Genomic DNA, 26,688 nt, shown 5'->3' on the forward strand with positions numbered 1-26,688 from the left:
GCCGGGTCAGGAGAATCAGCAATGAAGCGTCGCGTCGTCGTAACCGGCCTGGGTATCGTCTCGCCGTTGGGCAATGATCTGGCCAGCAGCTGGGAAGGCATCACCCAGGGTCGTTCGGGCATCGGTCCGCTGACCAACGTTGCGGATGCCTACCTGGATCGGTTCACCACCAAGATTGCAGGTGAGGTCAAGGGATTCGACATCACCGCCGACAATGAACTGTTCGGCAAGTTCCGGGTCAGCGGCAAGGATGCCAAGAAGATGGACCCGTTCATCCATTACGGCCTCGGTGCCTCGTTCATGGCCCTGCATGACTCGGGCCTGGACATCACCGACGCCAATGCCGAGCGCATCGGCGCCATCGTCGGCGCCGGCATCGGCGGCCTGCTCGGCATCGAAGAGCAGACCATCGAGTTCCACGAGGGCAAGAAGATCTCGCCCTTCTACGTGCCGAAGACCATCATCAACATGCTGCCGGGCCAGCTGAGCATCATCACCGGCCTGAAGGGCCCGTCGTTCTCGGCGGTGTCGGCATGCGCGACCTCGAACCATTCGATCGGTACCGCGATGCGCATGATCCAGTACGGCGATGCCGACGTGATGGTGGTCGGTGGTGCCGAACGTGGCTCGTCGCCGACCGCACTGGGCGGCTTCTGCGCGATGAAGGCCATGAGCACCCGCAACGACGCCCCGGAACAGGCCTCGCGCCCGTGGGACAAGGACCGTGACGGCTTCGTGCTGGGCGACGGCGCCGGCATCCTGATCCTGGAAGAGTACGAGCACGCCAAGGCGCGTGGCGCGAAGATCTACTGTGAACTGGCCGGCTTCGGCGCCAGCTCCGACGCATACCACATGACCGCACCGAGCGAGAACGGCGAAGGCGCCGCCCGCTGCATGGTCATGGCCATGAAGGACGCTGGCGTGACCCCGGAACAGGTGGGCTACCTCAACGCGCACGGCACCTCCACGCCGCTGGGCGACCTGGGCGAAACCATGGCGATGAAGACCGCCTTCGGCGACCACGCCTACAAGATGATGGTCAGCTCCACCAAGTCGATGACCGGCCACCTGCTGGGCGCTGCCGGCGGCGTGGAAGCGATCTTCTCGGTGATGGCGCTGCAGGACAACGTCATCCCGCCGACCATCAACCTGCAGCAGCCGGGCGAAGGCTGCGACCTGGACTACGTGCCCAACGAGGCGCGCCAGGCCAAGGTCGACGTGGTGATGTCGAATGGTTTCGGCTTCGGCGGCACCAACGGCACGCTGATCTTCAAGCGCGTCTGACCGAGTTGTAGCGGCGAGCCATGCTCGACTCCGCCGTTGTGTAGAGTCGAGCCATGCTCGACTGAACGTGCGTTACGCACGAGGAGGCCGCCGCAAGGCGGCTTCCGTGCATCTGAATCCCCGAACTGGCTGCCATGACCCACGCACCGCTGATCCACCCGCTGCCGCACCCGATCGATCTGCTGGCCCTGCAGCAGCACGACCCGTCGCGCTTCCCGCTGCTGATGGAATCCACCGCTTCGGGCACCGCCCAGGGCCGCTGGAGCCTGCTGCTGGCCGCGCAGGGCGATAGCCTGCGGCTGGATGCCGATGGACAGGTGCGCGACCAGCACGACGCAGTACACGCCGGCAGCTTCCTGCAGGTGCTGGACCGCGCCTGGCAGCGCGAACGCCTGCCGCACGACGGCAGCCACAGCCTGCCGTTCCGCGGCGGCTGGGCGTTGATGCTGGATTACGAAGTGGCCAGCCAGATCGAGCCAGTGCTGCCGGCGCGTGCGCGCGAGGACGGCCGCCCGACTGCGCTGGCGCTGCGCTGCCCGGCCGCGGTGCTGCACGACCACCACAACGAGGCCAGCTTCGTCATCGCCGAAGCCGGCGAGCAGGCATTGCTGGATGCGCTGGTGGCACTGGCCTCGGCCGCGCTGCCCGAAGCCGGGCAGGGCTGGCAGCCGCCGCAGTCGGTGGGCGAGGATGCGCCGCAGCGCTTCACCGACGGCGTACGCCGGGTGATCGAGTACCTGCGTGCCGGCGATGTGTTCCAGGTGAACCTGTCGCGGCGCTGGAGCGCGCAGTTCGCCGCGCCGGTCAGCCCGCAGGCGCTGTACGCACAGCTGCGCCGTGCCAACCCGGCCCCGTTCGCCGGCCTGTTCAGCGCGCACGGCCGCCATGTGGTCAGTTCCTCGCCGGAACGGCTGGTGTCGGTGCATGCCGGCCACGCGCAGACCCGTCCGATTGCCGGCACGCGTCCGCGCTTCGAGGGCGACGATGATGCCGCGCGCATCCAGGAGCTGGTCGGCCACCCGAAGGAACGTGCCGAGCACGTGATGCTGATCGACCTGGAACGCAACGACCTGGGCCGCATCTGCCTGCCCGGCACCGTGGTGGTCGATGAGCTGATGACGGTGGAGAGCTACGCCCATGTGCACCACATCGTCAGCAACGTCAGCGGCCACCTGCGCCCGGAGGTCACACCCGGCGAGGTGATCGCCGCCACCTTCCCGGGTGGCACCATCACCGGCTGCCCCAAGGTGCGCTGCATGCAGATCATCAGCGAGCTGGAGCAGGTGCCGCGTGGTGCCTACACCGGCGCGTTCGGCTGGCTGAACCGCGATGGCGACCTGGACCTGAACATCCTGATCCGCACCGCCGAAGTGGATGGCCACGAGGTGAGCTTCCGCACCGGCGCCGGCATCGTGGTTGATTCGGACCCGGACAAGGAACTGGACGAGACCCGCGCCAAGGCCCGCGGCCTGCTGCGCGCGCTGGGCCAGCAGGGGTAGTGCCGGCCGCTGGCCGGCAACCCCATTCCCCCATGATCCGCGCGATTGCCGGCCAGCGGCCGGCACTACCGGTACCAGTGGGGGCCATTGTTGTGGTGGGTGCCGACCGTTGGTCGGCACGCAGGCGCCACCCCGGTCATGACCCCAATCCACCGGCACGGTATCCTGCACGACGGAATCGAGTTCAGAGGTAGTCCATGGCGGGAGCCAAGCGCGGGTGTCTGTTCGTGGTAACGCTGGTGGTGGTGCTGGCCGCCGTCGTGGCCGGCGCGGGCGCGTGGTTCTTCTACCAGCAGACCCGGTTCGCCGACGCCCCCATCACCCCGTCCGCCGAGAGCATGGTCATCGCCAGTGGCGATGGCATGAACAGCGTGCTGCGCAAGCTGCGCGATGCCGGTGTGGATGAAGGCCAGGACGCGCAGTGGCAGCTGCTGGCGCGCCAGCTCGATGCCGCCGGCAAACTGAAGGTGGGCGAGTACGCGCTCAGCGCCGACCTGACTCCGCGCGAGCTGCTGCTGCGCATGCGCGCCGGCAAGGTGCTGCAGCACCGCGTCACGATCATCGAGGGCTGGAACATCCGCCAGCTGCGTGCCGCGCTCAAGCGCGCCGAGCCGCTGCTGCACACCACCGACAATCTTGATGACGCCGCGCTGATGCAACGCCTCGGTTTCGGTGGCCAGCATCCGGAAGGCCGCTTCCTGCCGGAGACCTACGTCTACCAGCGCGGCGACAGCGATCTGGACGTGCTCAAGCGTGCCCACGCCGCGATGGAAAAGGCGCTGGATGAAGCCTGGGAAAGCCGCGCGCCGGACCTGCCGATCAACACGCCGTACGAACTGCTGACGATGGCGTCGATCATCGAGAAGGAAACCGCGCTGGCCAGCGAGCGCCCGCAGATTGCTGGTGTATTCATGCGTCGCCTGAAGATCGGGATGCGCCTGCAGACCGACCCGACCGTGATCTACGGCATCGGTGCTGCGTATGACGGCAACATCCGTCGCCGCGACCTGACCACCGACACGCCCTACAACACCTATACCCGTGCCGGCCTGACCCCGACCCCGATCGCCATGCCCAGCCGCGATGCACTGATGGCGGCCGCGCAGCCGCTGTCGGGCGACGCGCTGTACTTCGTCGCCGTCGGCGATGGCAGTGGCGCGCACGTGTTCTCGCCCAGCCTGGACCAGCACAACGCCGCAGTGGCCCGCTACCTGCAGCAGCTGCGCCAGCAACGTACCAAGGAGACCCCGGCGCAATGAGTCCCGCGCTGCTTCGCCACCCGCGTTTCGTCAGCCTGGAAGGCGGCGAGGGCGCAGGCAAGACCACCGCCATCAATGCCATCCGTGACTGCCTGCGCAGCCATGGCCATGAGGTGGTGCTGACCCGCGAGCCGGGCGGTACGCCGCTGGCCGAGCGCATCCGCGGCCTGGTGCTGAAGCCCGATGCCGAGATCGCTGCCGAACCGCTCAGCGCCGAAGCCGAACTGCTGCTGGTGTTCGCCGCACGCGCGCAGCATGTGCGCCAGGTGATCCAGCCGGCACTGCAGCGCGGTGCCTATGTGTTGAGCGATCGCTTCACCGATTCCAGCTATGCCTACCAGGGCGGTGGCCGTGGCCTCGATCCGCAGTGGATTGCCGACCTGGAGCGCCGCGCGGTCGGCCTGCTGCCGGGCCTGACCCTGCTGCTGGATGTGGATGTGGCCGTCGGCCGCGCACGCGCCAATGGCCGCGACCTGTGGCCGGACCGCATCGAAAGCGAACAGGATGATTTCTTCCAGCGCGTGCGCGAAGTGTTCCGCAGCCGCGCGCAGCAGGACCCGCAGCGCTTTGCGCTGATCGACGCCGGCCAGGTGCAGGAGCGTGTGGCGGCCGATGTGGTCGCGCAGGTCGAGCGCTGGCTGCAGGACGGGGAGGGCGCATGAGCACGTTCTCGCCGTGGCAGCAGCGCGCATTCGACCAGACCGTGGCGGCGCTGGATGCCGATCGGCTCGGCCATGGCCTGCTGATCTGCGGCCCGGCCGGGCTGGGCAAGCGCGAGGTGGCGCTGGCCCTGGCCGACCACGTGCTGGCACGAGGCGATGCCGCGCATGCCACGCGCACGCGCCAGCTGATCGCCGCCGGCACCCATCCGGACCTGCAGCTGGTCAGCTTCATTCCGAACAAGAGCGGCGACAAGCTGCGCACCGAGATCGTCATCGAGCAGGTGCGCGAGATCACCAACAAACTGGCGCTGACCCCGCAATACGGCGTGGCGCAGGTGGTGATCGTCGACCCGGCCGATGCGATCAACCGCTCGGCGGCCAATGCACTGCTGAAGACGCTGGAAGAGCCGCAGCCGGGCCGCTACCTGTGGCTGATCAGCAGCGACCCGGCGCGCCTGCCGCAGACCATCCGCAGCCGTTGCCAGCGCCTGGAATTCAAGCTGCCGCCGCAGCACGAAGCGCTGGCCTGGCTGCAGCAGCAGGGCCACAGCGAAGCATCGGCGCGCGAAGCGCTGGACGCGGCGCGTGGCCATCCCGGCCAGGCCGACAACTGGCTGCGCGAAGATGGCCTGAGCCTGCGCCGCGAAGTGGGCCGCGAGCTGGAACAGCTGGTCGCCGGCAAGACCGGCGCGGTGGAGCTGGCGCAGAAGTGGTGCGCCGATGACAACGCGGCGCTGCGCCTGCGCTTCGCTGCCGACCTGGCGCTGGCCCAGGCCAGCACCGATGCCTTGACCACGCCGGAGCGATTGCACAAGCTTGCAGCCTGGTTCGATGCGGCCAACCGCACCCGCGACCTGCTGCGCACCACGGTGCGTGCAGACCTTGCGGTGGTCGAGTTGCTGCTGGCCTGGAACAAGGTGAACGAGCGGCCTGCCGCAAGGGGAAATCGATGAGTGCCAGCAACGCCCGCCAGGGCATCCTGTCCCTGGCTGTGAAGGACAAAGCCGCGCTGTACAGCGCGTACATGCCGTTCGTGAAGAATGGCGGCATCTTCGTGCCCACGCCCAAGCGCTACTTCCTGGGCGACGAGGTGTTCCTGCTGCTGACCCTGCCCGATTCCAGCGAGCGCCTGCCGGTAGCCGGCAAGGTGATCTGGGTGACCCCGGCCGGCGCGCAGGGCAACCGCACCGCCGGCATCGGCGTGCAGCTGGCCGACGGCGCCGAAGGCGAGGGCGTGCGCCACAAGATCGAGACCCTGCTGGCCGGACTTACCGGCTCGGACAAGCCGACCCATACGATGTGAGGCCGTTAGCGCCGGGCTGCATGCCCCGAAACGCCCGTGACCCCGCCCCTGTGTAGAGTCGAGCCATGCTCGACTGCCGCCCTCGAAAACACCCGTGAACACGAATGTGAAAAACTGTTGACGGCCTCTGAAAAGCCCCTATAATGAGCGGCTCAGCAACACACCGGGCGGTTAGCTCAGCGGTAGAGCATTGCCTTCACACGGCAAGGGTCACAGGTTCGATCCCTGTACCGCCCACCATCTAAAGTACCCTGGTATACAAGGGCTTATGATCAAAAAAAAAGCCATCTCGAAAGAGGTGGCTTTTTTGTTCTGTAACAGCCTCATAACAGCAAAAGGGGTATGGCGTGCCAGCCATCGCCTGCAGGCCATGCATGGGGCCGCAATGGAACGGAAAGTGCAGCTAAGCCCGCCTTCTCCAGTCTTCGCAACCGCTCGCCGTGATCATTCCGGCTCTTGTGCGTTCGCCCGACGGAACGCCTCGACGGCTTCCGCCACCGCTTCCTCAGGATTTCTGGGGAGGATGTTCACAGGGATGACCACCTCGCAGTCCACGGGCTCACGTCCTTCAATGCGAAGTTCCACCACAGCATTTCCGATCACGCGGTGGAACACCGTGTAGAACTCGCGAACGTCTTCCTCGATTGGCCTGTGCTCGTCGTTCTGCAGCAATCCGCTATTGTCCAGCTGCGTGTGGATTTGCCCTTTCACGAAGTCAATCACGAACGCAAACACCATCGTCATGCGGTCGTTGAACAAGAGCACTCTGGCGGCCCCTTCATGCACCGCGTCCACCTTCATGATGAGCCGGCTAAGACCTGGCATGGGGCTATCCGGCCATAAGTTGAGCGCCACAGCCAACCCATCCAAACCAAACTCCCCTTCGGGGGTTCCGCCTGCCTTCAACGCAGCGAGCGCCCCTTCGTCAATCAGCGGCTCCCAGGGCTCAATGCGATTGCGGGTTCGATAAAGCTCCCACGCTGTCGGCACCTTCAACTCGCTGGCGATGTAGTGCCTGGCAAGTTCTCGCATTAGGACCAGGTCGGCCGCAATCCGCCGGCGATCGGCCGGAATGTCCGGATCGACGATGGCGCCACCGAAGGATGCATGCGCCACGGCGTTCCGACCGCTGTCATACAGGTGCCGCCCCACATCCACTCCATCCGCACGCAGTTGGGCCACTCGGGCTCCAGCCTCGCCCGTCATGAGATCCACGTGGCGAGCAAACCAATCGGCGCGGTCGGCGCCCTGTTGGTATTGCGATTCAATCACCTTGAAGTAGCTCAGGAATGCGTAACTGTCGTGGACCCGTGTCAGGCGTTGCCCTTCCCGCCAGAACGCCAAAGCAATGCGCACGTTCTCCGACTCGATGATCGGCATATGATTGCAATCAAAACCTCTATCTCCGAACTGGCCCACTTCGGAATAGGCCTGCCGCATTTGCGTGCCAAACCCCATGGGGTGGCTGCCCTGGATGGTTTCGACCACATCCACGTATCCGTTCAAGAACCACCCCAGAACGGAGGTCAGGCGATAGACCTTGGCCAGTCCCTCTTCAATCTGCTGTGAGGTCCCAGGCACAGTGACGGCTGGCGCGGTGGGTTGCTGTCCGTTCTCGGTGCCGCGCAGGATGAAATCGTCTTCGGCGTACCGGATCCACACGTCCTTCTTCGGCCACGGTATGGAACTCGCCACCGCAGCGGACAGCCATCCCATTCGGCTGCGAAGCTTGCGCTCTACCTCTTCGCCAAAAACATGGGGCACATACGGGGTCCGCACTGTTCCTCTCCTATGCGGCGACTTTGCTGGCGTCCGGCCACACCTTGAGCAACAACCCAAACAAGTGCTCGGTGCGCTTGCGAATGGCGTCCTCGTGCCAGTCGTCCGCTTCGGGGCCGTGGAAATACTGCGTCAGGTTGATCTTCGAATACTTCAACAGCTCGGGCCGCTTGGCCGACCATGCCGCGTTCTGCAGTGACGAATTGAACGCCCCCGTGATGAGCGTTAGGTTGCCCAAGGTGTTGAGCATCACCTCGCGCCGGGCGATGGCCTTTTGCTCGACCACCGGGTCCGCCTTCGCCTCGGCCGGCAATGGCCAGTGCGTTTGCCACGTCTGCGGCAACACGTGTTCGATGGTCATGTTGGTTGGGATGGCCAGCACGGGGCTCTTGGTGGACTGCGCCGCGGCGTCAAGCGCTTCCAGGACCGCGCGGACCTTGTACTGGGCGATGCGGCCGTAGAGCGGCCACTCGAACACTGCGGTCAAAAGCTCCGAGTCGATGGGGAACTTGGTGCTCTCTCCCGCGCCTTTGCCCAAGTGTTCGGCCACGGCCTTGGCCGTCAGGCTGCCTCCCTTCTCCACCGCCTTGATGAGATCCACGAACAGGCGGTTGTAGTTCTTGCTCGTGTAATTGGTGATGAGCCGACGCATGAGGAAGGATTCAAGCACCGCCAGCACCTTGTCGAACTCGGTCTGGTCGTCGGGCATGAGCTCCGCATAGGCGTGCAGCAAGAAGGGGTAAACGGTGGTGGTGTCTACCGCTTCCAGGTTGCGCAGGAACCGGGCCAAGGCCAAGTGGTCGTCGGGACGGTGGAAGGCTTCGAACACATCGGCGTAGCGGGAGAGCTGGCGAATGTGACCATCCGCGTCCGCCGGCACCGGGATGAGCGACCCCGGCATCGGCTCGGCGTACTCCACAAAGGCCTTGAAGGCGTTGAACAGGTGTGAGGTCTTCACCTCATCCCGGGTCATCAGGGCTAGGTAGTGGTTGATGAAGAGATCGATGCGGTGGCGAGTGATGCGGCCTTGCTTAACCTCTTCCCGCCAGAACCCACCTTCAAAGCGCGTCCAATGCTGATCGTTGAGCGCTTCCACGTCCGCCTTTTGGTTCAGCGCCTTGCGGAACAGGTAGTTCTTGATGAGGTCGGCCGGCAACAGCTCGGTGCCGCGGGCATTCAAGGTTTCGAAGATGACCTGGGCCTCGTCTTCCTTGTCGAGATTGATCACCACCAGCTGCAGGCCGCGATTCACCACCTGCCACAGCGTTTCCAGGCGATCGGCGACCGTCTTGCTGACCAGCTCGGGCGTGTCGTCGACGTCGTCCAGCTTCCCGTTCAACCAGTCGGACAACCGGGCGTGAAAATAGCGGTAAGCGCCGACGAGGTTGCTGCGGGCGAGCTCGGGCTTGCCCTTCATTGCCTTCTCCAGGTCTTGCAGGTTCAAACTCGCGTGGATGGTCTTGAACGCCGCCCGGTCGCTGTTGGTCGGCCACAGCTTGAACTTCTCGCTGGGGTCTTCCACCAGGTCGTCGTCGTTCTCCACCAAGCCCGTGAAGCGCCCCACGTAACGCTCGGCGCCGTGCTCAGCTGCCAAGTTGCGCCCCGCCATCAAGAACAGTTGCAGCGTGGTGAAACGCTGCTGCCCGTCGATGACCTGGCGCGCTTCCACGGACCCGGCCGGGTTGGGCAGTTGCTCCAACACGATTGCGCCCAGAAAGTGGGCGCGGGCAGCCCCGGTGCGCAGATGCCTATCGAGCAGCGCCAGAATGTCTTCCCACAACGGCTTCCAGTTCTCGCCCTCCGCCCACACGTAGGGCCGCTGAAAAAGCGGCACCTGGAAGTTCACGCTGGGATCGAAGATGGCCTTGAGCTGACGGGTGTTCGCGTCCAAGTGGTCCCCTGTTGGTTGTGGCTGTCCCCAGCGGCTAGCTTACCGCGACCTAGGTTGCCCCGGTCCCGTCTCAAGGACTGAGTCAGAGTGCGAGGCGCGCGCCGGCCCCAAGGCAGGCATGACCAGCCAGCTAGGCCACCGAGGTGCAGCCCTCGGCTATGATGCGGCTATGCCCGTTTCCGATGCCAGCGCCTTTGCTCTGCTCCGTGCCTTCGGGATGCTGGAGTTCACCCTGAAACGCACGCCGGGTTTTCTGGCGGCTGATGGCAATCCACTAGGAAATCAGCGGGCAAAAGCGAAGGCGGATTGGCCGGCCGTTGATCGCGCGGTGGCCGCGCTGGAGCCGGCGGACTTCCTCGACCAGCTGTCCGGGTCAACGTGGGCCAAGCTGCTGGGTGGAGCGCGCAACCGGCCGCAGGTGCAGTTCGTGCAAGTGGCTGCCGACGGCACCTGGAGCGCGAACTACGAGGACAGCCCCTTGCCACGCAACGACGCCGAAGCGCTGGTGATCGCCATGCGGCGTGTGCGCAACAACCTCTTCCACGGCGGCAAGCAAGACCCATTGCAGGAGCCCTACCAGGGCGACGACGAGGAATGGACGGTGGCCGCCCGGGAAGTCGCCGGACTGCTGCTGGATCTGCTGGACCGTCGGGTGCTCAGGCCATATCCGCCAGACTGACGCCGCCTCTCGAATGCGATCTTGCCGCCCAGTCCGACCACCTACTAAATGAAGTCATGAAAATTGACCGCGCCACCACCTGGAAAGCCAAGTTGCCCGCCTTGACCCGGGCCCGTTGGCTCATCCGCTGCGGCCACATGTTTTCGGCCGACGAGCTGGCGCGGCTGCGAGAAGGTCTGTGGCCGCGCGACTTGGACGATCGCTGGACCGTTTGGCTCGACGGCCACGCAATGCGCTGCTGGCGCTCGTGGACCGGCACGTGCATCTACGAAACCCACGTCGCGGTGGGCGAGGACGGCACGGGAGGGGCTGGGGTGCTGGACGTGCTCGACGACCCGGCCACGTATCGCCGCGCCGGCACCGGCGCTGTCGAGCTGGAACGCTTTGAAGGGATACTGTCGCTGATGTGGCGCCGCGAGGACGACCGCGACGCGCTGGCCGGTGTGACGGTCATCGGTGGCTGACCGTGGCCCGAGTCCCGGCCAACATGCTGTTGCTGCACCAGGGCGAAGAGGAGTTGTGCCAGCGCGCCGTGCGCCTGGTCGAAACCAACCCAGACTTGGCCGACCACCTGGGCATCACCGAGCGCGCCATGGACGTGATGGACATGCTGCGCCAGCACTACCAGGCCGACGACGACGAACGCACCATCAGCCACCTTGGTATCCGCACGTTCAACGGCTTTGCCACCGCGTGGAAGCTCATGGCATCGGGCTATTACCAAGCGGCCACGCTCATCCTGCGCGACATCGTGGAGACCACCAATTTGGTCAATGCCTTCCATGTGGACCGCGCGCTCATCGAAAAGTGGCGCAAGGCGGACCGACGTACGCTCAAGCGGGATTTCGGTCCCGCGGCCGTGCGCAAGATCCTCGACGACGCCGCGGGTTTGGGCAAGAGCCGGCGCGAGGCTATCTACATCAAGTTCTCCACGCTGGCTGGGCACCCCACGCTAGACGGGTTCGCCATGCTGCGCCCCAAAGGCATGGACGCGCACATCGGCCCGTTCTCAGACCTCACGGCGCTGCGCGCCGTGCTGGAGGAAATGGGTATGCTTGCCCCGCAAGCCGGCTTTGCATTTTGCATCTACCTGGACACGTCCATTAACGCGTGCAGCCAAGTCGCGCACTACTTCTTGACCGGCGCGATGGACTACTCGGGCAAATACCTGGGCAAGCCCTACTCGGATGAGGAGCGCGCGGAAGTCGATCGGTTGTTTGCACGCTCGCCTTGAGGTGCGCTGATGAAATGGGACTTGAAAGAGCTTCGGGGACACGTGGAGCGGCTGTTCGGCGAAGAGCAGCTGCGCACAGTCAAGCAGTGCTTGCGAACCATCGGCGACCGGCGCGAGTTCAGCCGCTACCACTTCAACGAAGCTAAAGGCCGAATGGAGGGTGTCCTCCAGGGCCACGAAGCTTTCGAGTTGACTGCCGCGCTCCTGGGGGCGTTCGACACCGACGATCGGCAGTTCAGCACCGCGCGATTTCAGGCGTATGCGCACACGGTTGCCTGCGTCCAGAACATGCACGCGGTCGTCGATAACATGGTCCATTTCGCCTACTACGTTCTCGGCACCAACTTGGACCCGGCCACCCGCATTGAGAAGGAGCGCGACATCACCTGGTCCAAGGTGAGCAAGAAGCTCGTCGCGGGGCCCATCAAGGATGGGTTGAGCGCCTTACTGGACGATCCGGGCTTCACCTACCTGGCGGCTCTGAGCAACCACTCCAAACACCGTTCCATCGTCGAGGTGTCCTACTCGGTGATCTTCGAGTCGGACGCGGTCGAACACGGCCTGCGATTCAACCCCTTCACCTACGACGGGGTGACCTATCCCATCAAGTGGGTTCGTCCCACGCTGATCGACGAATACCAGCGGCAAGAGGGCTTGATACTGACCATCGGCAACGCGGTGAACGACGAGCTCAGGGATCGATCCTGAGCCCGACGGTCAGCGATGCACCAAAGCCGCCTGCGATGGGTCGTAAACGTAATCGGTGATCGTCCCGTCCTGGATGCGTTTTACCGCTTCGTCGATGACGTGGAGCGGCGCCAGGAACCACTCGCGCGGCTTCACCGGGTTGCCGAACCGGTCCTCGATCGTCAGATCCAACCGGGCTTCCTGGAAAATGCGGTGGAACAGGTTCTCCAAGCGGGTGCGGTTGAGGTTGAGGTTGGACAGCTTAATGGGGGCTTTTTTGTTGCCTGGGGTTTTTCGGCCTTCAGCCAGGGCTGTCCAGCAGCTCGCGCGCGATCATCGCCGTGCCCTCCAGCAGGTCGTAGCCGCTTCCCGCCTGCACCACCACCGCCAGCAGGTTGCGGCCCACATCGGCGTTGCCACCGCTCAGTTCCATTTCGCCTTCAAAGCACAGATCGCCCAACCATTCGTGCGCCTGCTGCAGCCCGCGCTTGCGGACGCGGCGGAACTCCGAAAGCAGCTTGGCCTGGCCGGCTTCGTGCTCGCCATCGGCAAGCAAGCCGATGGCACCGCCGTGCGCCGCGCGCCAGGTGGCCGGCAGCGGGCGACCGTTCGCGTCCACCACGTCCGCCGAGAACTGCGCGCAGTACATTTCGTAGCGCTTGCCCGCTGTGCTGCGGGGCACGATGCCGGCCTCGGCGAGCAGGCGCTCGGCTTCATCCAGTTTGCTGAACTTCAAGCGCAGCAGTGCAGGGCGGCTGATCTGCTGCGCCAGCAGTTGCTGGTTGGCGGCGAACCAGATATTCCAGCCCACCTGCGCGCGGCCTTCCAGCGCGGCTTTGAAGTACTCCAGGTGTTCGGCGTCCATGGCGGTCTCCTGCATTCCCTGCGCGATTGTAGTCAAGCCAGTGAGGCTGCGCCGCCTGCTAGGCAGTGGCTGGCCTCGCGCACCAGTTGCCGCGCCGCCACGATCAGGCCGTCGGTGTGGAAGTCGCCCAACTGCTGGTCCGAGCCACCGCCCACGCGTACACGTTCGGCAGCGTGCAGCAGGTCCAGCACCACGCCCAGCGCGGACAGTGAACGGCTGAGGGACGCGTGGAGACTGGCGCCAAGTGCGATACCACGGCAGGGCTGTCCGTCTTCGCCATCAGCGTGGCGGATGGCGTTGAGGCAGGACAGGAACGTGGACGACTGCGAGGGCAGTCCTTGTTCCTGCAACGCGCATTCGAGTTCGCGTGCGATGGCTGCGGGAACCTCATGCATGACGTCGCCGATCAGGGCGTGCAGGCGCGGGTGGGAGATGCTTCTGTTGGTCATGGTGTAACCCTCACTGGCGTGGGGCCACCTTCCGGAGTGAAGGTGGCGGACGGTGCGGGTTGGCGTACCAAGGCAGAAAAGCTCACAGGGAGAAAAAGCCCGGCGGATCTTGCGATCCCCACGCACCGCCCGCCATTGAAGGCAATCGGTGCATTCTCTTTGCTGCGATCGCTATCGCAACATCCTGTGAGCTTGTTCGTTTATTCGAGACGCCAATCCCGGCCAAGACGTCTTGCCTCGGCGCGGCGATCATCAAGCCGGGCAATCACATCGGTCTGTAAGGAAAATTCTCAACTGTCCCTAGGCAGGCCAGACATTTCCCGTTGTGTGCCGTCCGACACCCGCGAGTAGTGCGGCCCATCACTGATGGCGCACATCGCCGCCCCTGCCGACCGTGCACGAGATGACTCCAGAGCGGCGCCGCCACGGCAATCGCGTCACCCCGCGCGGCGGAGACGGGACCATGCCACGCATGGAGCCAGAGGGTTCCATCCCTGCGCTGTCCCGCCGCCCCGGGCAGGCGTAGTCTCAGCCCGTTGCCGTGCCCATCCACTCTGGAGTGCCACCATGCCGCTCGCCCGTATCGATCTTCGCAAAGGTAAATCCGCCGACTACCTGCAACGCGTCGGCGAAACCATCTACCAGGCCATGCGCGCGGTGGGCGTGCCGGAAAACGACCGCTTCCAGATCTTTCAGGAACACGCGCCGGACACGCTGATCTACGATCCCGGCTACCTGGGCGTGGATCGCACCGACGATTTCATCTGCATCCAGATCACCTGGAACGAAGGGCGCACGTTGGAGCAGAAAAAAGCGTTGTACCTGGGCATTGCCGATGGCCTGCATGCGGCGGTGGGTATCCGCCGCGAAGACGTGTTCATCAATCTGGTGGAAGTGAAGAAGGAGAACTGGTCCTTCGGGAACGGTCAGGCGCAGTACGTGAGTTGATGCGGGAACGGTGTCTGCGCCTGACGCGGTTTGGTCAGGCCATGCGCGGCGATGCCTGCTGTTGTGCCTGTTGCTCGTCCTGCACCAGCCGGCTTGCGTCGCGGGATTGCTGCTGCACGTTGGCCTGCTGATACAGCGTATCGGCGTCGCCCAGCTGCGTATCGAGCAGGGACAGACGCTGGCGATTGGCGGCCGGGTCCGGCGAGGCGGTGTCGCCGTTGCGATGCAGGAATACGTAGCCGGGTACCTCGGCGGTGCTGTTTGAACTGAATGCCACGTGCAGCGTGTCCTTTTCGCTGAAGCCGGCCTGCACCGCCGCGTGGGTCAGATGGCCGGCCAGGCGTTCATGCTCCTGTCCGGGGGGCAGTCCCTGCTGTTCGCTGGCCTGGGCGAGTGCGGTGCGCACCTTCTGGTCCAAGGCATGAAGGCTGTGCCCCGGTGCGCGCGCGTCCGCAGCCAGACGCTCGCCCAAGGGGCCATCAATGCCATCGGTTTCGCTGAGCAGACGCTGCTTCAAGCTGCGCTCGGGCAGGGGATGAGTGATGGTGCGGTTGAGTTCGCTGTTGGGGAAAGGGGGCTCAATGCTGTCCACGCCATGGATGTTGCGCAGCGGACGATAGCCGTCCTTGCCCTGTGACTGGACGCCCAGCGGAATGCGGACATCGGGCAGCAATTGCCCAACAGGGCCGCCGATGCTGTTCACGTCCAGGCTCTGCTTGCGCTGGATACCCGCATGATTCAATGCGCCCCAGGTGAAGTCCACGCAGTTGTGACGCACGTCGGCATAGTGCTTGCTGAAGCCGTGCGCCACTGGATCATCGCCGAACGCCTTGAGCTTGTTGTACTGGGCTTCGGTGATTTCGATGGTACGGACATGGGCGGGGTCCTTATAGACTTTCACGTCGTCTCTGACGATGCGCCCGGGACCATTCATGCTGCCATGCTCGACGGGTGCGAAGCCGAAACTCTGCGCCGCTTTACCTGGAGCGTGCAGAACATAGAACATGTGGCCAGGCCCGGAAGTATCAGGAATGCCATCGGGCGTCAGCTGCTGCTTTCCCGAATCGGGATCGAGCAGTGGGGTGCCGGGTGCGGCAATGACAATGTCCAGGCTGTAGCGGGGCTTGTTCATGGAAACTCCGTCGTTCCTTCGAATGAATGGTGTCACTTCCCTGCAGGACGCGAGGCGTGCACGACTAGCGTTGCCGAATAGTCTTGCAGTCCTGATATGGCATGGACCGTTTGAATCTGCAGCCGGTATCTGCTGCCGAGCTCCAGCGGCAGCGCTGTCACGTTCAGGAGGTAGCTGCCGTCGCTGCCTGATGCGAGCGAGGCATAGCGCCAGCTCTCAGAGTGGTGCCACGAGGGGAGCGGCTCAACACCGTTGCGCGCGCGTGCCTGATAGCTGTCCTGTGTCGCAATCTCCTGCCAGGTAGTGCCTTCCCGACGCTGCAGGGATACTTCGAATGGGATGTTGATACTTGCTATATCGGGCGTGCCCGTTGTGGTTGGACTTCGCCGCTGCAGTTCCAGTTCCACCGCATAAGTGCGGTAGCTGGCAAAATTGCGCGCCGTGGTTTCGAACTCGAACTGCACCTGCTGGCCGGGCGCGTCCACGGCGATGGGCTGTGAGAGTTCCAGCGGCTCTGGCGGCGGGGGAGGGCCCTTGTCGGCACAGGCGGCAAGCAGTAGCGCGCACAGACCAAGCAGGCCGATGCGCAGGCGGGGCTTGATGGGGATGGTCATGCAGGTTCCTCTGGCTCCTTGCCGTGGCCCCTGAACCCTAACGTTCGCGATGCCGGGCCCGCAAGCACGGGGAGCCCGGGAGCGCCATGCGGCGCGTTCACATCACAGCCCACAGGTTGGCGCAGCAGGCAGGGCCTGCGTCACCGTGTCGCAGGGGTCAAACCCTGAACGGGGTCCAAGGTTGACCGTGGCCCCGTAGAATGGCCGGGTGCGCCGTTCTGCTCTCCACCGCCGGTTCCAGGCCCTGGCATGGCTTGCCATGCTGCTGGTGCTGCTCGCCCCGCTGGTGAGCCGCTGGCTGGCGCACGGTCACGTGGCTGCCGCTGCGCCGGTGGCAGCCATGGACCACGCAATGCACGCGGAGCATGCGCAGCACGCGATGGACGGGCACCACGACCATCACGCGATGGCGATGCCGCACGGCGACGCCGCAAAGAAGCCGCCCGCAGACCCACATGCCGACCATGAGATGGGCGTGGACTGCGATTACTGCCTGATCGCTGCGCGGTTGATCACCCTGCTGGTGGCGGCAGTGTTGCTGTTGGCACCGATGGCGCCGGTGTGCCGCGCGCTGCGCGGTGCGGTGCGGGCGTTGCCGCAGCGGATCAGCGGCACATTGGGAGCGCGTGGGCCGCCAGCCACGATGGCCGCCTGAGCCGCACGCGCGTTGCATTGAACATCTTTCCATGAGGTTGCCGGCCACGGCCGGTGCCCGCACGCGCGTGTTTGTCCCTTTCTGATTGCTGCCCTGCCATTGCGGGGTGGTCTTGCATGCCGTGAACAAATGAAAACGAACCCCACCTCCGCGCGCCTGCGCCGGGCGACGCTGCCTGTCCTGTGCGCGTTGCTCCTGCACACCGCACCCGCACTTGCCGCCGATGCGGCACCACCGACCACGCTGGATACTGTGCGCGTGGTCGATACCCGCAGCGGCGAGCTGTCATCCACCGCCAGCGCCGGTTCCGCGCTGGGCCTGAGCGTGCTGCAGACACCGGCCAGCCTGACGGTGATTTCGCGCGAACAACTGGAGCAGCGCGGCGACAGCAACCTCAACGATGCGATCAGCCGGGCGGGTGCGATCAGTGCGATGCCGCACCCGGGCAATGGCCTGAGTGCGCTGTCCAGCCGCGGCTTCACCGATGGCGCTTCGGTGATGCGCCTGTACGACGGGCTGCGCCAGTACGGCGGCGTGGGCATCACGTTCCCGTTCGATACCTGGTCGATCGAGCGCATCGAAGTGCTGCGCGGGCCGGCCTCGGTCATCCATGGCGACGGTGCGATCGGCGGCGTGATCAACATCGTGCCGAAGAAGCCCTCGCGCGGTGCCATCGAGAACGAGATCAGCGTAACCGTGGGCAGCGAGGACACCGCGCGGCTGGGCTTCGGCAGTGGTGGCGCGCTGACGTCCGAGCTGGCCTACCGGCTGGATGTGAGTGGCAACTACAGCGGTGGCTGGGTCGACCGCGGGCGCAACAGCGACGCGACGTTCTCCGGTGCATTGCTGTGGCAGCCGCGCGCGGACCTGCAGCTGACCCTCACCCATGCGCAGGGCTACCAGCAGCCGATGCGCTACTTCGGTACGCCGCTGGTCGAGGGCCGCCAGCTGGAGGCGCTGCGCCACCGCAACTACAACGTGGATGACAGCGAGATCCGCTACCGCGACCGCTGGACCCAGCTCGATGCGCTGTGGACGCCGACCGCGAACGTCGAATGGCGCACGCGCCTCTACCAGATCGACAGCCAGCGCGATTGGCGCAATGCCGAGGCCTATGTCTACAACCGCGCCACCGGCTTGATCGATCGCTCGGGCAATACCGAGATCACCCACAACCAGGACCAGACCGGACTGACCTCGACGCTGCGCGTGCAGGGGACCGCAGGTGGCCTGCAGAACAGCTTCGCGGTGGGCCTGGACGCCAACCGCGCGCACTTCAAGCACACCAACAACACCTATGCCGGCAGCTCGGGCCCGGTCGATCCGTTCGATCCGGTGCCGGGGCAGTTCGCCAGCGACGCGCCGAATCTGCCGCGCTACCGCAACCGCGCCGAACAGTACGCGTTGTTCGTGGAGGACCGGCTGGCGCTGAGCGAGCGCTGGTCGGTGCTGGGTGGGCTGCGCCACGACCGCGCGCGCATTGATCGCACCGATCTGATCAGCGGCCAGAATGCGTTCTCGAAGACCTACAGCAGCACCGGCTGGCGTGCAGGCACGGTATTCGCGCTGCAGCCGACGCTGAGCCTGTATGCGCAGTACTCGCAGGCGGCGGACCCGGTCAGTGGCCTGTTGATGATCAGCCCGGCCAACGGCGCCTTCGACCTGGCCAAGGGGCGGCAGATCGAAGTGGGCCTGAAGCAGGCCTTCGATGGCGGCGAGTGGACGCTGGCGGCGTATCGCATCCGCAAGACCGGATTGCTCAGCCGCGACCCACTGGTGCCGGACCGCCGCGTGCAGGTGGGCGCGCAGACCTCGCGCGGTATTGAAGCGTCCTTGAATTGGAACGTCGCGCCGCACTGGACGCTGGATGCCAACGCGACGGTGCTGAAGGCCGAGTTCGAGGACTTCCTGGAAACCACGGGTTCGCCGCCGATGCTGGTGTCGCGCGATGGCAACGTGCCGCCGAACGTGGCCGAGCGCCTGGCCAGTGTGTGGCTGAGCTGGCAGTTCGCGCCGGACTGGAGCGCGGCGGGTGGCGTTCGCTATGTTGGCAAGCGCTACGCCGACAATGCCAACACGCTGGAGTTGCCCGGTTACAGCACCACCGACCTGGCGCTGACGTGGCAGGCAGCACCGCGCACGCGATTGTCCGCGCGGCTGTTCAACGTATTCGACAAGGCGTACTACGCCACCGCGTACTACACCAGCACGCAGTGGCTGCTGGGTGCGGACCGTCGCGTTGAGTTCACCGTCGACCATCGCTTCTGAGGACGCGCACCATGTCGCTGCGATCCACCGCCAAGCGCTGGACCTACCTGGTGCACCGCTGGCTCGGTATCGGCGGATGCCTGCTGATGCTGCTGTGGTTCGTCAGCGGCATGGTGATGTTGTTCATCGGCTACCCGAAGCTGACGCCGGGCGAGCGGCTGGCGGCATTGCCGGTGCTGGCTGAGGCCCGCGATCTGCGGGGGCTGTCGGTACTGCCTGCCGCCGTGCAGGCCGAGCCGGAAAGCGTGGCGCTGACCACGCTGCGTGGCGAGCCTGCGTATGTGGTGCGCAATGGCAGCAACGTAGGCGCCTGGTCGGCGTACACCGGCCAGGCGCTGCTGCCGGTGTCGGCACAGCGCGCCGAAGCATCCGCTGCACAGTTCGCCGGCGGCCAGGCGTTCGTGGGTGCGACGCGCGTGGACGAGGACCGCTGGACGCATGCGCGCGCGCTGGATGTGCATCGGCCGCTGTATCGCGTCGAGGTGGGCGGTACACAGCCGGGCGACCTGTATGTGTCCTCGCGTACCGGTGAAGTGGTGCTGGACGCACCGCATGTGCAGCAGCGCTGGAACTATGTGGGCGCCTGGCTGCACTGGCTGTACTTCCTGCGCATGCAGTCGGTGGATCCGGTGTGGACGTGGGTGGTGATCGTGTTGTCCGCGCTGTGCACGTTGGCGGCGGTCAGCGGCATCGTGGTGGGCGTGTGGCGCTGGCGTTTCCGTGGGCGCTACCGCTCCGGTGCGAAGACACCGTACGTCGAACCGTGGATGCGCTGGCACCATCTGATCGGGCTGGTGGCTGCGGCCTTCGTGTTCACCTGGATCTTCAGCGGGCTGATGTCGATGAATCCACTGGGGGTCTTCAGCAGCACGCGCGAGGCGATCGACAGCGGGCGCTATCGTGGCGGCGTGGTGGCGGTGGATGGCGCGCTGGGTGAGCCGGCGAAGCTCATGGCAGTGGCCGAGGCTGAGCGCTTCCAACCGGTCGAGATCCAGTGGCGCCGCATCGGGGGCGAGCTGTTCGCGGTGCTGTTGGATGGGAAAGGCGAGACCCGCATCGTGTCCGGCAGCGATGGGCATCTGCAGGTGGCGCGCCTGCTGCCGGCGACGTGGCTGCAGCAGAAGGTGCGTGCGCTGTCCGGTGCGCCGATGCAGGGTTTCGTGGTGCAGCGTGCAGCAGACGCCTACTTCTATCCGCGTGCGCCCGAGGCCATGAATGGTGCAGCGGTACGCCGCTTCCCGGTGGCGGTGGTGGACTTCGGCGATGCCGAGGCGACGCGCGTCTATCTCGATCTGGCTACCGGCGATCCGTTGCTGACGATGGGGCATCGGGAACGGGTGGGACGCTGGCTGTTCTACTTCCTGCACAGCTGGGATCTGCCCGCGATGCTGCGCCAGGAGGGTGCCCGGCTGGCGGTGTTGCTGCTGCTGAGCGCTGCTGGAACCGCGTTGTGTGCCACGGCGACGGTGATCGGCTATCGGCGATTGCGGATGAAGCTGCGGCGCAGGCGGCGTTGATGCCGCGGGCTACACCCGCAGCCAGCGCGTGGACACCGCCACCAGCAGCAAGGCCATCGCGACCCCGATGAACGCAGCGATCAGGCCGAAGTGGTTGGCAGCGAAACCGATCAGCGCCGGTCCGGCAAGGATGCCCGCAAAGCCCAGCGTGGAAACGGCGGTGATTGCCAGCGCACCCGGCATGCGCGTCTGGTGGCCGGCCAGCGAGAACAGCGCCGGTGCGATGTTGGCGCAGCCGAGGCCAACCAGCACATAGCCGAGCAGTGACGCCTGCCATGGCGTGACCAGGGTCAGTACCAGTACGCCCGCGGCGGCGAGCAGTGCGCCGAACACGATCGCGCGCTCACGGCCTACGCGCGCCACCAGTGCGTCGCCGAACAGGCGCGCCACGGTCATGGTCAGGGTGAAGGTCACATAGCCGATGCCGGCGAGGCTGGCATCGACGCGACGCACATCGCTGAGGAAGACCGCGCTCCAGTCCAGCATCGCGCCTTCACCGAGGAAGGCGACGAACGCCAGCACGCCGATGAACAGCACGATGCCGTGCGGCAGGGCCAGCATCGGTGTGTCGTGCGGCATGCGTTCGCTGTGCCAGTACGCAGCCGACAGCAGCATCACCAGCAGCATGGCGCCAACGCCGATCATCACCGATGCCAAGGGGGGCAGCTGTGCGGACAGCAGCACGGTCATGATGGCCGCGCCGAGGAAACCACCGATGCTGAAGAAGGCATGGAAGCCGGACATCATCACGCGCCGTGCTTCGCGCTCGACGATGACGGCCTGCACGTTCATCGTGCAGTCCATCGCGCCCACGGCGGCGCCGAACACGAACAGCACCAGGCCCAGTGTCCAGGCTGAACCAGCCAGCGCCAGGCCGGGCACGGTCAGGCAGATCAGCAGGCTGCTGGCCACCATCACCCGGCGGCAACCCAGGCGCGCGGCCAGCACGCCGGACAAGGGCATCGCCAGCAGCGAACCGGCACCGAGGCAGAGCAGCACCAGCCCCAGCGTGGCGTCGTTGATGCCGGTACGCGCCTTGGCGAACGGCACCAGCGTGGCCCACAGCGCGGTGGCGAAGCCGGGAATGAAGAACGCAGCGCGGGTCGCGTGCTGTTCGGCACGCGCGCGGTTGGCAAGGGACATGAGCGGTACGGTCAGGGAGGCGTGGGGTGCACCGCGATACCGGCGGCGCGGAAGCGAGCCGCCAGTGCGGGCGGTGCGGTGGTGGTCAGCACCAGGTCGTCAATCTCGTCCAGGCTGGCGATCTGCCAGTTGCCGCGCGCACCGAGCTTTTCGGTGGTGGCAGCGACGATGACACGGCTGCTGCAGGCCACCATCGCGCGCTTCAGCGTGGCTTCTTCCGCATCCATCGCCCACACGCCGGTGTCACCGTCCACCGCGCATGGGCCAGGCAGGTACACGTCGGCGCGCAGGCGCTGTACCTGGGCCAATGCCTCGGCACCGACCGCGCCGCCACCGCTGGCCAGGCGGCCGCCGATCAGCTGCACCGAGGTACCTTCAAGCATGCTGGCGGCGGTGGCGATCTGCGGGGCATTGGTGATCACCGTCAGCCCGAGAGCGGCCGGCAACTGCTGGGCGATCGCCAGGTTGGTCGACCCGGCGTCGAGCAGTACCACCTGGCCGGGTTGCAGCAGCGCGCAGACGCGGGCGGCCAGCTCGGCCTTGTCGCCGCGGTCGCGGGTCAGTCGTTCGCGTAGTGGGCGTTCCTTGGGCGGCGGCAGCACGGCGCCGCCGTAGACGCGCTGGCATAGCCCTTGCGCGGCCAGTTCGCGCAGGTCACGGCGGATCGAATCTTCGGAGACGGCATAGCGGCGCGCCAGCTCGGCGGCGACCACGCGGCCCTGCTGGTGCAGTTCCTCGAGGATCTGCTGGGTGCGCTGGGCGGGGAGGGGGCTGGGATCGGAGCTCATGACGCAAGTCTGCACGTTCGTGCATTAACGTGCAACAACGTGCATTTGGCGGGAGTGGAGACAGAACGGCTGGACTGCCGGTGAACCCGACCGCGCCAGCGTCTGTGGATCGCCCTCGCGGCCCGGCATCATGGCAGGGCACTTGGCATGGAATTCCTGATGTCCCCCATCGTTCACCGCAAGCTGCGCATCGGCGCGGACCAGTACACCGGCCAGAAAGTGGTCGACCAGCAGTTCCACGAGTGCGATTTCTCCGGCGCGGACCTGACCGGCACCGAGTTCATCAACTGCAGTTTCTACGATGCCGACAGCCGCACCGGCTGCCGCTTCAACGGCGCCACGCTGAAGGAAGCCAGTTTCCGCAGCTGCGACATCAGCATGTGCCACTTCAACTTCATCAAGGCGCTGGGCCTGGAGATCAGCGAGTGCCGTGCGCAGGGTGCGGACTTCAGCAACGCCAGCTTCATGAACCAGATCACCACGCGCAGCTGGTTCTGCAGTGCCTTCATCAAGAAGTCGAACCTGCGCTACGCGAACTTCTCGCGGGTCACGCTGGAGAAGTGCGAACTGTGGGAGAACCGCTGGGATGGCGCGAATGTGAGTGGCGCCAGCTTCGCAGGCTCGAACCTGGCCGGCGGCCAGTTCGAGGGCATTGACTGGAACAGTGCCAACTTCACCGACTGCGATCTGACCAACTCCGAGCTGGGCGAGCTGGACCTGCGCAGCACCAACCTGCGTGGCGCTACGCTGGACGTGCAGCAGGTGGCGCTGTTGATGCAGCGCATCGGCATCACCGTGGTGCCGTAGGCATCACCCGGCGTACGCCACCCAGCCCTTGAAGCTGAAGCCTGCATAGAACAGCTCCACGCCGTCGAAGCCGGCCTCCTGCAGCAGCGCCACTTCCTGTTCGGGGGCCAGCAGCGGCAGCCGCTCGGCAATGGCCTCGATCGCGCGCTGTGCATCGGCGTGGGCAACGCCCGAGGCTTCGGCGAATGCCGCGTAGCGCTGCAACCAGCGCAGCTTGCCGGCCGGATCCTGCGGCACGCTGTGGTGGGCGACGATCAGAGGGGCGCCCTGGCGCAGTCGCTTGTGCAGTTCGCGCAGCGTATGCAGGCGTTGCGTGGCGTCGAGGAAGTGCAGGGTCAGCAGGCAGCTGGCACCATCGAAGCGTACGTCCGGGGCATCGTCGATGTAGCCTTCCAGCAGCTCAACGCGTGCGTTCAACGGGCCCAGTGTCTGCTCGGCCAGGGCCAGCATCGGCGCGGCCGGATCCACACCCAGCAACTGCCAACCCGGCTGCGCCTCGGCGAAGGCTTTCAGCTCCAGCCCACCCCCGGCACCGAGTACCAGCACGCGGCCCTGTGCGGGAACGCGTTCGGCCAGCAGCAGGCGGCTCATCTGCTGCAACGCGAGGAAACCGGGTACCTGGCGCAGCGGCGCTTCGGCATAGCGGGCCACCGCCTGCGGATCGGAGAACGTGGACATGCGCGGATTCCTGCGGCGGGGGACATACCACTGTACCGTGGCATGCAAGTGCCTTTGCCGCGGGACACTCCCGCCTGCGCTGACCGGCTTGCATCCCGCTCAGCGCAACTCCCGCGCCAGCACCTGCCAGATCCTCGCGTCCTGGCACTGCGAAACATTGAAACGTACATAGTCGGCCGCGCGCTGCGACTGGCTGAACGCGTTGCCCGGCGCCAGCACGATGCCTTCGCGCAGGCACTGCCGGGCCAGCGCGGCGGCGTCACGGCCATCCGGCAGCTGGCACCACAGAAACAGGCCAGCCTCCGGCTGCAGCCATGGCGTGATGCCCAGCGCCTGCAGTTTCCGCAGCGTGTGCCGGCGCGCGTCGGCCAGGCGCGAACGCACCGATTGCATGTGGCGGCGATAGCCACTGTCGGTCAGCGCGATGTGCATCAGCTGTGCGGCCAGATGGCCACCGCCGAAGCTGGTCGCCAGCTTCAGGTCGGTCAGCGCTTCGATCCAGTCATGGCGTGCAGCGATGTAGCCGCAGCGCGAGGCCGCCGACAGCGTCTTGGAGAAACTGCCGACGTGGATCACACGTGACAGCCCGTCGAGCGCGGCCAGCCGCGGCGCCGGCTGCAGTTCGAAGTCGGCGAAGATGTCGTCCTCGACGATGATCAACTCGCTGCGTTCGGCCAGGCCCAGCAGGCGGTGCGCGGTACTGGCCGAAAGCACCGCGCCGGTCGGGTTGTGCAGGCCGGAGTTGGTGATGTACAGCCGCGGCGAATGCTCCTGCAATGCGCGTTCGAACGCTTCAAGGTCCGGGCCGGTGGGCGTGTACGGCACACCCACGGCCTGTACCTGGTGCGCCTTCAGCAGCGCGTGGTAGTTGAAGTAGCTGGGGTCATCGACCAGCACGCAGTCACCGGGCTTGAGCAGGAAACGGCAGATCAGGTCAACCGCGTGCGTCCCGGATTCGGTCAGCAGGATCTGCTCCATCGGTGCATCGATGCCCAGCGTGGCGCTTCGCCGTTGCAGCAGCTGGCGCAACGCGGGCAGGCCGAGCGGGCCGGCGTAGTCGGCCAGATGCATGGCATCGGCACGCGCCAACCGGCGCAGGCCGCGGCGCACGCCATCGTGATACAGCCAGTCGCTGGGCATCCAGCCGCACCCTGGCTTGAGGTGGCCCGGCGGAGTTTCCAGCGACTGCCGCGATACCCACAACGGGTCCACGGCGCGGTCCAGCCGAGGCTCCATCTCGGCCAGTGCCAGCGGTGCGGCGGGCCCACTGACGTAGAAGCCGGATCCTGCGCGCGCCGTGATCAGGCCTTCAGCCGCGAGGCGCTCGTAGGCTTCGACCACGGTGGAGACCGACACCCCCATCGCTGCGGCCTGCGCGCGCACCGAAGGCAGGCGGGAGCCGGGACCATCCACGCGTGCGGTGATGCGGTGGCGGACGGCCTGGATGACCGATTCGATGCGGGTAAGCGGACGTGGCATGGCAGCACTGTAGTGGAAGTGTGGGCAGTACAGTTCTTTGCGACTGTACTGGATTGTAGCTGGGGCGGTTCCGCGCTGGATGCTTCCATACAGGCTCCGCCAGGCATCGCCCGGCACTTCAGGATTACAGGCGTGGAACGGTCGGCGAGTGGTTGGATCAATGGCTTCATCGGTGTAGTGATTTTCGCGGGCTCGTTGCCGGCTACCCGCCTGGCGGTGCTTGAACTGGATGCCGGGTTCGTCACCGCCGCACGCGCCACCATCGCCGCTGTGCTCGGCCTGGGTCTGTTGTTGATGCTGCGCCAGCCGTGGCCGCGCCGCAGTGACCTGCCAGGCCTGGTGGTGGTCAGCCTCGGCGTCGTGGTCGGCTTTCCGCTGCTGACCGCGCTTGCGCTGCGCCATGCGTCATCGGCGCACACCATCGTGTTCCTCGGCCTGCTGCCGTTGAGTACAGCGGTGTTCGGCGTGCTGCGCGGTGGCGAGCGGCCGCGCCCGGCATTCTGGCTGTTCTCGTTGCTGGGCAGTGCCTGTGTGGTCGGCTATGCGGTGCGCAACGGTATCGAATCCTCGCTGCAGGCCGACCTGCTGATGCTGGCGGCGATCGTGGTGTGCGGGCTGGGTTATGCCGAAGGCGGTCGGCTCGCCCGCCATCTCGGCGGCTGGCAGGTGATCAGCTGGGCGCTGCTGCTGGCGTTGCCGGTGATGCTGCCGCTGACGGTGCTGATGCGCCCGGCCTCGTTCGCGGCAGTCGGTGCTTCGGCGTGGTGGGCGCTGGGCTATGTGGCGGTGTTCAGCATGCTGATCGGCTTCCTGTTCTGGTACCGCGGGCTGGCGCAGGGCGGCATCGCCGCTGTTGGCCAGTTGCAGTTGCTGCAGCCGTTCTTCGGCCTGGCCCTGGCCGCGCTGCTGCTGCACGAATCGGTCAGCCTCAGCATGGTGCTGGTGACCGTGGTCGCCGTGATCTGCGTGGCAGGCGCCCGCCGCTTCAGCCGCTGAGCGAAAAAGGGGACGGAGGGGATTAAGTCGTAATCGATCCTGCTGTGCCTGAAACGACTTAATCCCCTCCGT

The 26,688-nt window shown here is 65.9% G+C and carries 26 protein-coding genes, 1 tRNA gene and 1 pseudogene; 17 read left to right on the plus strand and 11 right to left on the minus strand.

Features of this window, described 5'->3' with window-relative positions:
• Nucleotides 1-21 precede the first annotated feature (21 nt).
• The 7 genes from fabF to AB1281_RS03020 all read left to right on the plus strand — a co-directional run bounded on the left by fabF (nt 22) and on the right by AB1281_RS03020 (nt 6,247).
• A complete protein-coding gene (gene fabF / locus AB1281_RS02990) occupies nt 22-1,284 on the plus strand; it encodes a beta-ketoacyl-ACP synthase II (RefSeq protein WP_014036191.1) in 1,263 nt (420 codons plus the stop codon).
• 134 nt (nt 1,285-1,418) lie between these two features.
• Nucleotides 1,419-2,783, plus strand: coding sequence for an aminodeoxychorismate synthase component I (locus AB1281_RS02995; RefSeq protein WP_430345009.1), 1,365 nt, complete (start codon nt 1,419-1,421; stop codon nt 2,781-2,783).
• Between the two features lie 197 nt (nt 2,784-2,980).
• The gene (gene mltG, locus AB1281_RS03000; RefSeq protein ID WP_014036193.1) at nt 2,981-4,042 is read left to right on the plus strand and encodes an endolytic transglycosylase MltG; all 1,062 of its coding nucleotides are present in this window, start codon (nt 2,981-2,983) and stop codon (nt 4,040-4,042) included.
• Nucleotides 4,039-4,704 carry a dTMP kinase gene (gene tmk / locus AB1281_RS03005; protein ID WP_262226279.1) on the plus strand — a complete coding sequence of 222 codons (666 nt, stop codon included), beginning with the start codon at nt 4,039-4,041 and terminating at the stop codon, nt 4,702-4,704. The genes mltG and tmk overlap by 4 nt, the downstream gene beginning before the upstream one ends.
• Nucleotides 4,701-5,657 carry a DNA polymerase III subunit delta' gene (locus tag AB1281_RS03010; protein ID WP_430345010.1) on the plus strand — a complete coding sequence of 319 codons (957 nt, stop codon included), beginning with the start codon at nt 4,701-4,703 and terminating at the stop codon, nt 5,655-5,657. The genes tmk and AB1281_RS03010 overlap by 4 nt, the downstream gene beginning before the upstream one ends.
• Entirely contained in the window at nt 5,654-6,007 is a 354-nt protein-coding gene (locus tag AB1281_RS03015) for a PilZ domain-containing protein (protein WP_005412452.1), read from the plus strand. The genes AB1281_RS03010 and AB1281_RS03015 overlap by 4 nt, the downstream gene beginning before the upstream one ends.
• Nucleotides 6,008-6,172: 165 nt before the next feature.
• Nucleotides 6,173-6,247 (plus strand) — tRNA-Val (locus tag AB1281_RS03020).
• A gap of 204 nt (nt 6,248-6,451) precedes the next feature.
• Here AB1281_RS03020 and mauJ read toward each other — a convergent pair.
• Both mauJ and AB1281_RS03030 read right to left on the minus strand, forming a co-directional pair.
• The gene (gene mauJ / locus AB1281_RS03025) at nt 6,452-7,786 is read right to left on the minus strand and encodes a methylamine utilization protein MauJ (protein WP_430345011.1); all 1,335 of its coding nucleotides are present in this window, start codon (nt 7,784-7,786) and stop codon (nt 6,452-6,454) included.
• Nucleotides 7,787-7,796: 10 nt separating this feature from the next.
• Nucleotides 7,797-9,677, minus strand: coding sequence for a DUF262 domain-containing protein (locus AB1281_RS03030; RefSeq protein ID WP_430345012.1), 1,881 nt, complete (start codon nt 9,675-9,677; stop codon nt 7,797-7,799).
• A gap of 169 nt (nt 9,678-9,846) precedes the next feature.
• Between AB1281_RS03030 and AB1281_RS03035 the strand changes: the two genes are divergently transcribed.
• From AB1281_RS03035 to AB1281_RS03050, 4 genes are read left to right on the plus strand one after another with little or no spacing between them, the layout of a single operon-like run.
• Nucleotides 9,847-10,356 (plus strand): hypothetical protein, encoded by a 510-nt coding sequence (locus AB1281_RS03035; protein ID WP_198361061.1) that lies wholly within the window; start codon nt 9,847-9,849, stop codon nt 10,354-10,356.
• 56 nt (nt 10,357-10,412) lie between these two features.
• Nucleotides 10,413-10,820, plus strand: coding sequence for a hypothetical protein (locus AB1281_RS03040; RefSeq protein ID WP_430345013.1), 408 nt, complete (start codon nt 10,413-10,415; stop codon nt 10,818-10,820).
• Between the two features lie 23 nt (nt 10,821-10,843).
• On the plus strand, nt 10,844-11,590 hold the full coding sequence (locus tag AB1281_RS03045) for a hypothetical protein (protein ID WP_087921713.1): 747 nt from the start codon (nt 10,844-10,846) through the stop codon (nt 11,588-11,590).
• A 9-nt stretch (nt 11,591-11,599) separates the two neighbouring features.
• The gene (locus AB1281_RS03050; RefSeq protein WP_430345014.1) at nt 11,600-12,298 is read left to right on the plus strand and encodes a hypothetical protein; all 699 of its coding nucleotides are present in this window, start codon (nt 11,600-11,602) and stop codon (nt 12,296-12,298) included.
• Nucleotides 12,299-12,307: 9 nt separating this feature from the next.
• Here the strand turns inward: AB1281_RS03050 and AB1281_RS03055 are convergent.
• From AB1281_RS03055 to AB1281_RS03065, 3 genes and pseudogenes are all read right to left on the minus strand, one after another.
• A pseudogene (locus AB1281_RS03055) lies at nt 12,308-12,550 on the minus strand (GIY-YIG nuclease family protein); the annotation flags it as partial.
• Nucleotides 12,551-12,578: 28 nt separating this feature from the next.
• Nucleotides 12,579-13,142 carry a hypothetical protein gene (locus tag AB1281_RS03060; protein WP_430345015.1) on the minus strand — a complete coding sequence of 188 codons (564 nt, stop codon included), beginning with the start codon at nt 13,140-13,142 and terminating at the stop codon, nt 12,579-12,581.
• A 32-nt stretch (nt 13,143-13,174) separates the two neighbouring features.
• A complete protein-coding gene (locus AB1281_RS03065; RefSeq protein ID WP_430345016.1) occupies nt 13,175-13,591 on the minus strand; it encodes a hypothetical protein in 417 nt (138 codons plus the stop codon).
• A gap of 567 nt (nt 13,592-14,158) precedes the next feature.
• Between AB1281_RS03065 and AB1281_RS03070 the strand changes: the two genes are divergently transcribed.
• The gene (locus AB1281_RS03070) at nt 14,159-14,539 is read left to right on the plus strand and encodes a tautomerase family protein (RefSeq protein WP_032127756.1); all 381 of its coding nucleotides are present in this window, start codon (nt 14,159-14,161) and stop codon (nt 14,537-14,539) included.
• A gap of 34 nt (nt 14,540-14,573) precedes the next feature.
• Here the strand turns inward: AB1281_RS03070 and AB1281_RS03075 are convergent, their stop codons facing one another.
• Together AB1281_RS03075 and AB1281_RS03080 are read right to left on the minus strand one after the other, a co-directional pair.
• Nucleotides 14,574-15,671 carry an XVIPCD domain-containing protein gene (locus AB1281_RS03075; protein ID WP_430345017.1) on the minus strand — a complete coding sequence of 366 codons (1,098 nt, stop codon included), beginning with the start codon at nt 15,669-15,671 and terminating at the stop codon, nt 14,574-14,576.
• Between the two features lie 32 nt (nt 15,672-15,703).
• The gene (locus AB1281_RS03080) at nt 15,704-16,285 is read right to left on the minus strand and encodes a hypothetical protein (protein ID WP_430345018.1); all 582 of its coding nucleotides are present in this window, start codon (nt 16,283-16,285) and stop codon (nt 15,704-15,706) included.
• Between the two features lie 259 nt (nt 16,286-16,544).
• Between AB1281_RS03080 and AB1281_RS03085 the strand changes: the two genes are divergently transcribed.
• From AB1281_RS03085 to AB1281_RS03095, 3 genes are all read left to right on the plus strand, one after another.
• Nucleotides 16,545-16,940 (plus strand): DUF2946 family protein, encoded by a 396-nt coding sequence (locus tag AB1281_RS03085; RefSeq protein WP_430345019.1) that lies wholly within the window; start codon nt 16,545-16,547, stop codon nt 16,938-16,940.
• 129 nt (nt 16,941-17,069) lie between these two features.
• On the plus strand, nt 17,070-19,208 hold the full coding sequence (locus tag AB1281_RS03090; protein ID WP_430345020.1) for a TonB-dependent receptor: 2,139 nt from the start codon (nt 17,070-17,072) through the stop codon (nt 19,206-19,208).
• A gap of 11 nt (nt 19,209-19,219) precedes the next feature.
• The gene (locus AB1281_RS03095; RefSeq protein ID WP_430345021.1) at nt 19,220-20,725 is read left to right on the plus strand and encodes a PepSY domain-containing protein; all 1,506 of its coding nucleotides are present in this window, start codon (nt 19,220-19,222) and stop codon (nt 20,723-20,725) included.
• A 9-nt stretch (nt 20,726-20,734) separates the two neighbouring features.
• Here the strand turns inward: AB1281_RS03095 and AB1281_RS03100 are convergent, their stop codons facing one another.
• Both AB1281_RS03100 and AB1281_RS03105 read right to left on the minus strand, forming a co-directional pair.
• Nucleotides 20,735-21,868, minus strand: a complete 1,134-nt coding sequence (locus AB1281_RS03100) for an MFS transporter (protein WP_430345022.1) — start codon at nt 21,866-21,868, stop codon at nt 20,735-20,737.
• An 11-nt stretch (nt 21,869-21,879) separates the two neighbouring features.
• On the minus strand, nt 21,880-22,656 hold the full coding sequence (locus tag AB1281_RS03105; protein WP_430345023.1) for a DeoR/GlpR family DNA-binding transcription regulator: 777 nt from the start codon (nt 22,654-22,656) through the stop codon (nt 21,880-21,882).
• Nucleotides 22,657-22,815: 159 nt separating this feature from the next.
• On the opposite strand from AB1281_RS03105, the gene smqnr reads away from it, so the two are divergent.
• Nucleotides 22,816-23,463 carry a SmQnr family pentapeptide repeat protein gene (gene smqnr / locus AB1281_RS03110; RefSeq protein ID WP_430345024.1) on the plus strand — a complete coding sequence of 216 codons (648 nt, stop codon included), beginning with the start codon at nt 22,816-22,818 and terminating at the stop codon, nt 23,461-23,463.
• A gap of 3 nt (nt 23,464-23,466) precedes the next feature.
• On the opposite strand, the gene AB1281_RS03115 is transcribed toward smqnr, so the two are convergent.
• Both AB1281_RS03115 and AB1281_RS03120 read right to left on the minus strand, forming a co-directional pair.
• Nucleotides 23,467-24,141, minus strand: a complete 675-nt coding sequence (locus AB1281_RS03115; protein ID WP_430345025.1) for a class I SAM-dependent methyltransferase — start codon at nt 24,139-24,141, stop codon at nt 23,467-23,469.
• A 99-nt stretch (nt 24,142-24,240) separates the two neighbouring features.
• Nucleotides 24,241-25,620: a PLP-dependent aminotransferase family protein gene (locus AB1281_RS03120; protein ID WP_430345026.1), complete on the minus strand. Its 1,380-nt coding sequence runs from the start codon at nt 25,618-25,620 to the stop codon at nt 24,241-24,243.
• A 132-nt stretch (nt 25,621-25,752) separates the two neighbouring features.
• On the opposite strand from AB1281_RS03120, the gene AB1281_RS03125 reads away from it, so the two are divergent.
• The gene (locus tag AB1281_RS03125; RefSeq protein ID WP_430345027.1) at nt 25,753-26,616 is read left to right on the plus strand and encodes a DMT family transporter; all 864 of its coding nucleotides are present in this window, start codon (nt 25,753-25,755) and stop codon (nt 26,614-26,616) included.
• Nucleotides 26,617-26,688 lie beyond the last annotated feature (72 nt).

The organism is Stenotrophomonas sp. NRRL B-14846 (assembly GCF_050473585.1).
GTDB lineage: Bacteria > Pseudomonadota > Gammaproteobacteria > Xanthomonadales > Xanthomonadaceae > Stenotrophomonas.

Bases quoted from the DNA above. Each gene is read 5' to 3' on its own strand.
- fabF (WP_014036191.1), top strand. From the start codon at position 22: ATGAAGCGTCGCGTCGTCGTAACCGGCCTGGGTATCGTCTCGCCGTTG.
- AB1281_RS02995 (WP_430345009.1), top strand. From the start codon at position 1,419: ATGACCCACGCACCGCTGATCCACCCGCTGCCGCACCCGATCGATCTG.
- mltG (WP_014036193.1), top strand. From the start codon at position 2,981: ATGGCGGGAGCCAAGCGCGGGTGTCTGTTCGTGGTAACGCTGGTGGTG.
- tmk (WP_262226279.1), top strand. From the start codon at position 4,039: ATGAGTCCCGCGCTGCTTCGCCACCCGCGTTTCGTCAGCCTGGAAGGC.
- AB1281_RS03010 (WP_430345010.1), top strand. From the start codon at position 4,701: ATGAGCACGTTCTCGCCGTGGCAGCAGCGCGCATTCGACCAGACCGTG.
- AB1281_RS03015 (WP_005412452.1), top strand. From the start codon at position 5,654: ATGAGTGCCAGCAACGCCCGCCAGGGCATCCTGTCCCTGGCTGTGAAG.
- AB1281_RS03035 (WP_198361061.1), top strand. From the start codon at position 9,847: ATGCCCGTTTCCGATGCCAGCGCCTTTGCTCTGCTCCGTGCCTTCGGG.
- AB1281_RS03040 (WP_430345013.1), top strand. From the start codon at position 10,413: ATGAAAATTGACCGCGCCACCACCTGGAAAGCCAAGTTGCCCGCCTTG.
- AB1281_RS03045 (WP_087921713.1), top strand. From the start codon at position 10,844: ATGCTGTTGCTGCACCAGGGCGAAGAGGAGTTGTGCCAGCGCGCCGTG.
- AB1281_RS03050 (WP_430345014.1), top strand. From the start codon at position 11,600: ATGAAATGGGACTTGAAAGAGCTTCGGGGACACGTGGAGCGGCTGTTC.
- AB1281_RS03060 (WP_430345015.1), bottom strand. From the start codon at position 13,142: ATGGACGCCGAACACCTGGAGTACTTCAAAGCCGCGCTGGAAGGCCGC.
- AB1281_RS03065 (WP_430345016.1), bottom strand. From the start codon at position 13,591: ATGACCAACAGAAGCATCTCCCACCCGCGCCTGCACGCCCTGATCGGC.
- AB1281_RS03070 (WP_032127756.1), top strand. From the start codon at position 14,159: ATGCCGCTCGCCCGTATCGATCTTCGCAAAGGTAAATCCGCCGACTAC.
- AB1281_RS03075 (WP_430345017.1), bottom strand. From the start codon at position 15,671: ATGAACAAGCCCCGCTACAGCCTGGACATTGTCATTGCCGCACCCGGC.
- AB1281_RS03080 (WP_430345018.1), bottom strand. From the start codon at position 16,285: ATGACCATCCCCATCAAGCCCCGCCTGCGCATCGGCCTGCTTGGTCTG.
- AB1281_RS03085 (WP_430345019.1), top strand. From the start codon at position 16,545: ATGCTGCTGGTGCTGCTCGCCCCGCTGGTGAGCCGCTGGCTGGCGCAC.
- AB1281_RS03090 (WP_430345020.1), top strand. From the start codon at position 17,070: ATGAAAACGAACCCCACCTCCGCGCGCCTGCGCCGGGCGACGCTGCCT.
- AB1281_RS03095 (WP_430345021.1), top strand. From the start codon at position 19,220: ATGTCGCTGCGATCCACCGCCAAGCGCTGGACCTACCTGGTGCACCGC.
- AB1281_RS03100 (WP_430345022.1), bottom strand. From the start codon at position 21,868: ATGTCCCTTGCCAACCGCGCGCGTGCCGAACAGCACGCGACCCGCGCT.
- AB1281_RS03105 (WP_430345023.1), bottom strand. From the start codon at position 22,656: ATGAGCTCCGATCCCAGCCCCCTCCCCGCCCAGCGCACCCAGCAGATC.
- smqnr (WP_430345024.1), top strand. From the start codon at position 22,816: ATGTCCCCCATCGTTCACCGCAAGCTGCGCATCGGCGCGGACCAGTAC.
- AB1281_RS03115 (WP_430345025.1), bottom strand. From the start codon at position 24,141: ATGTCCACGTTCTCCGATCCGCAGGCGGTGGCCCGCTATGCCGAAGCG.
- AB1281_RS03120 (WP_430345026.1), bottom strand. From the start codon at position 25,620: ATGCCACGTCCGCTTACCCGCATCGAATCGGTCATCCAGGCCGTCCGC.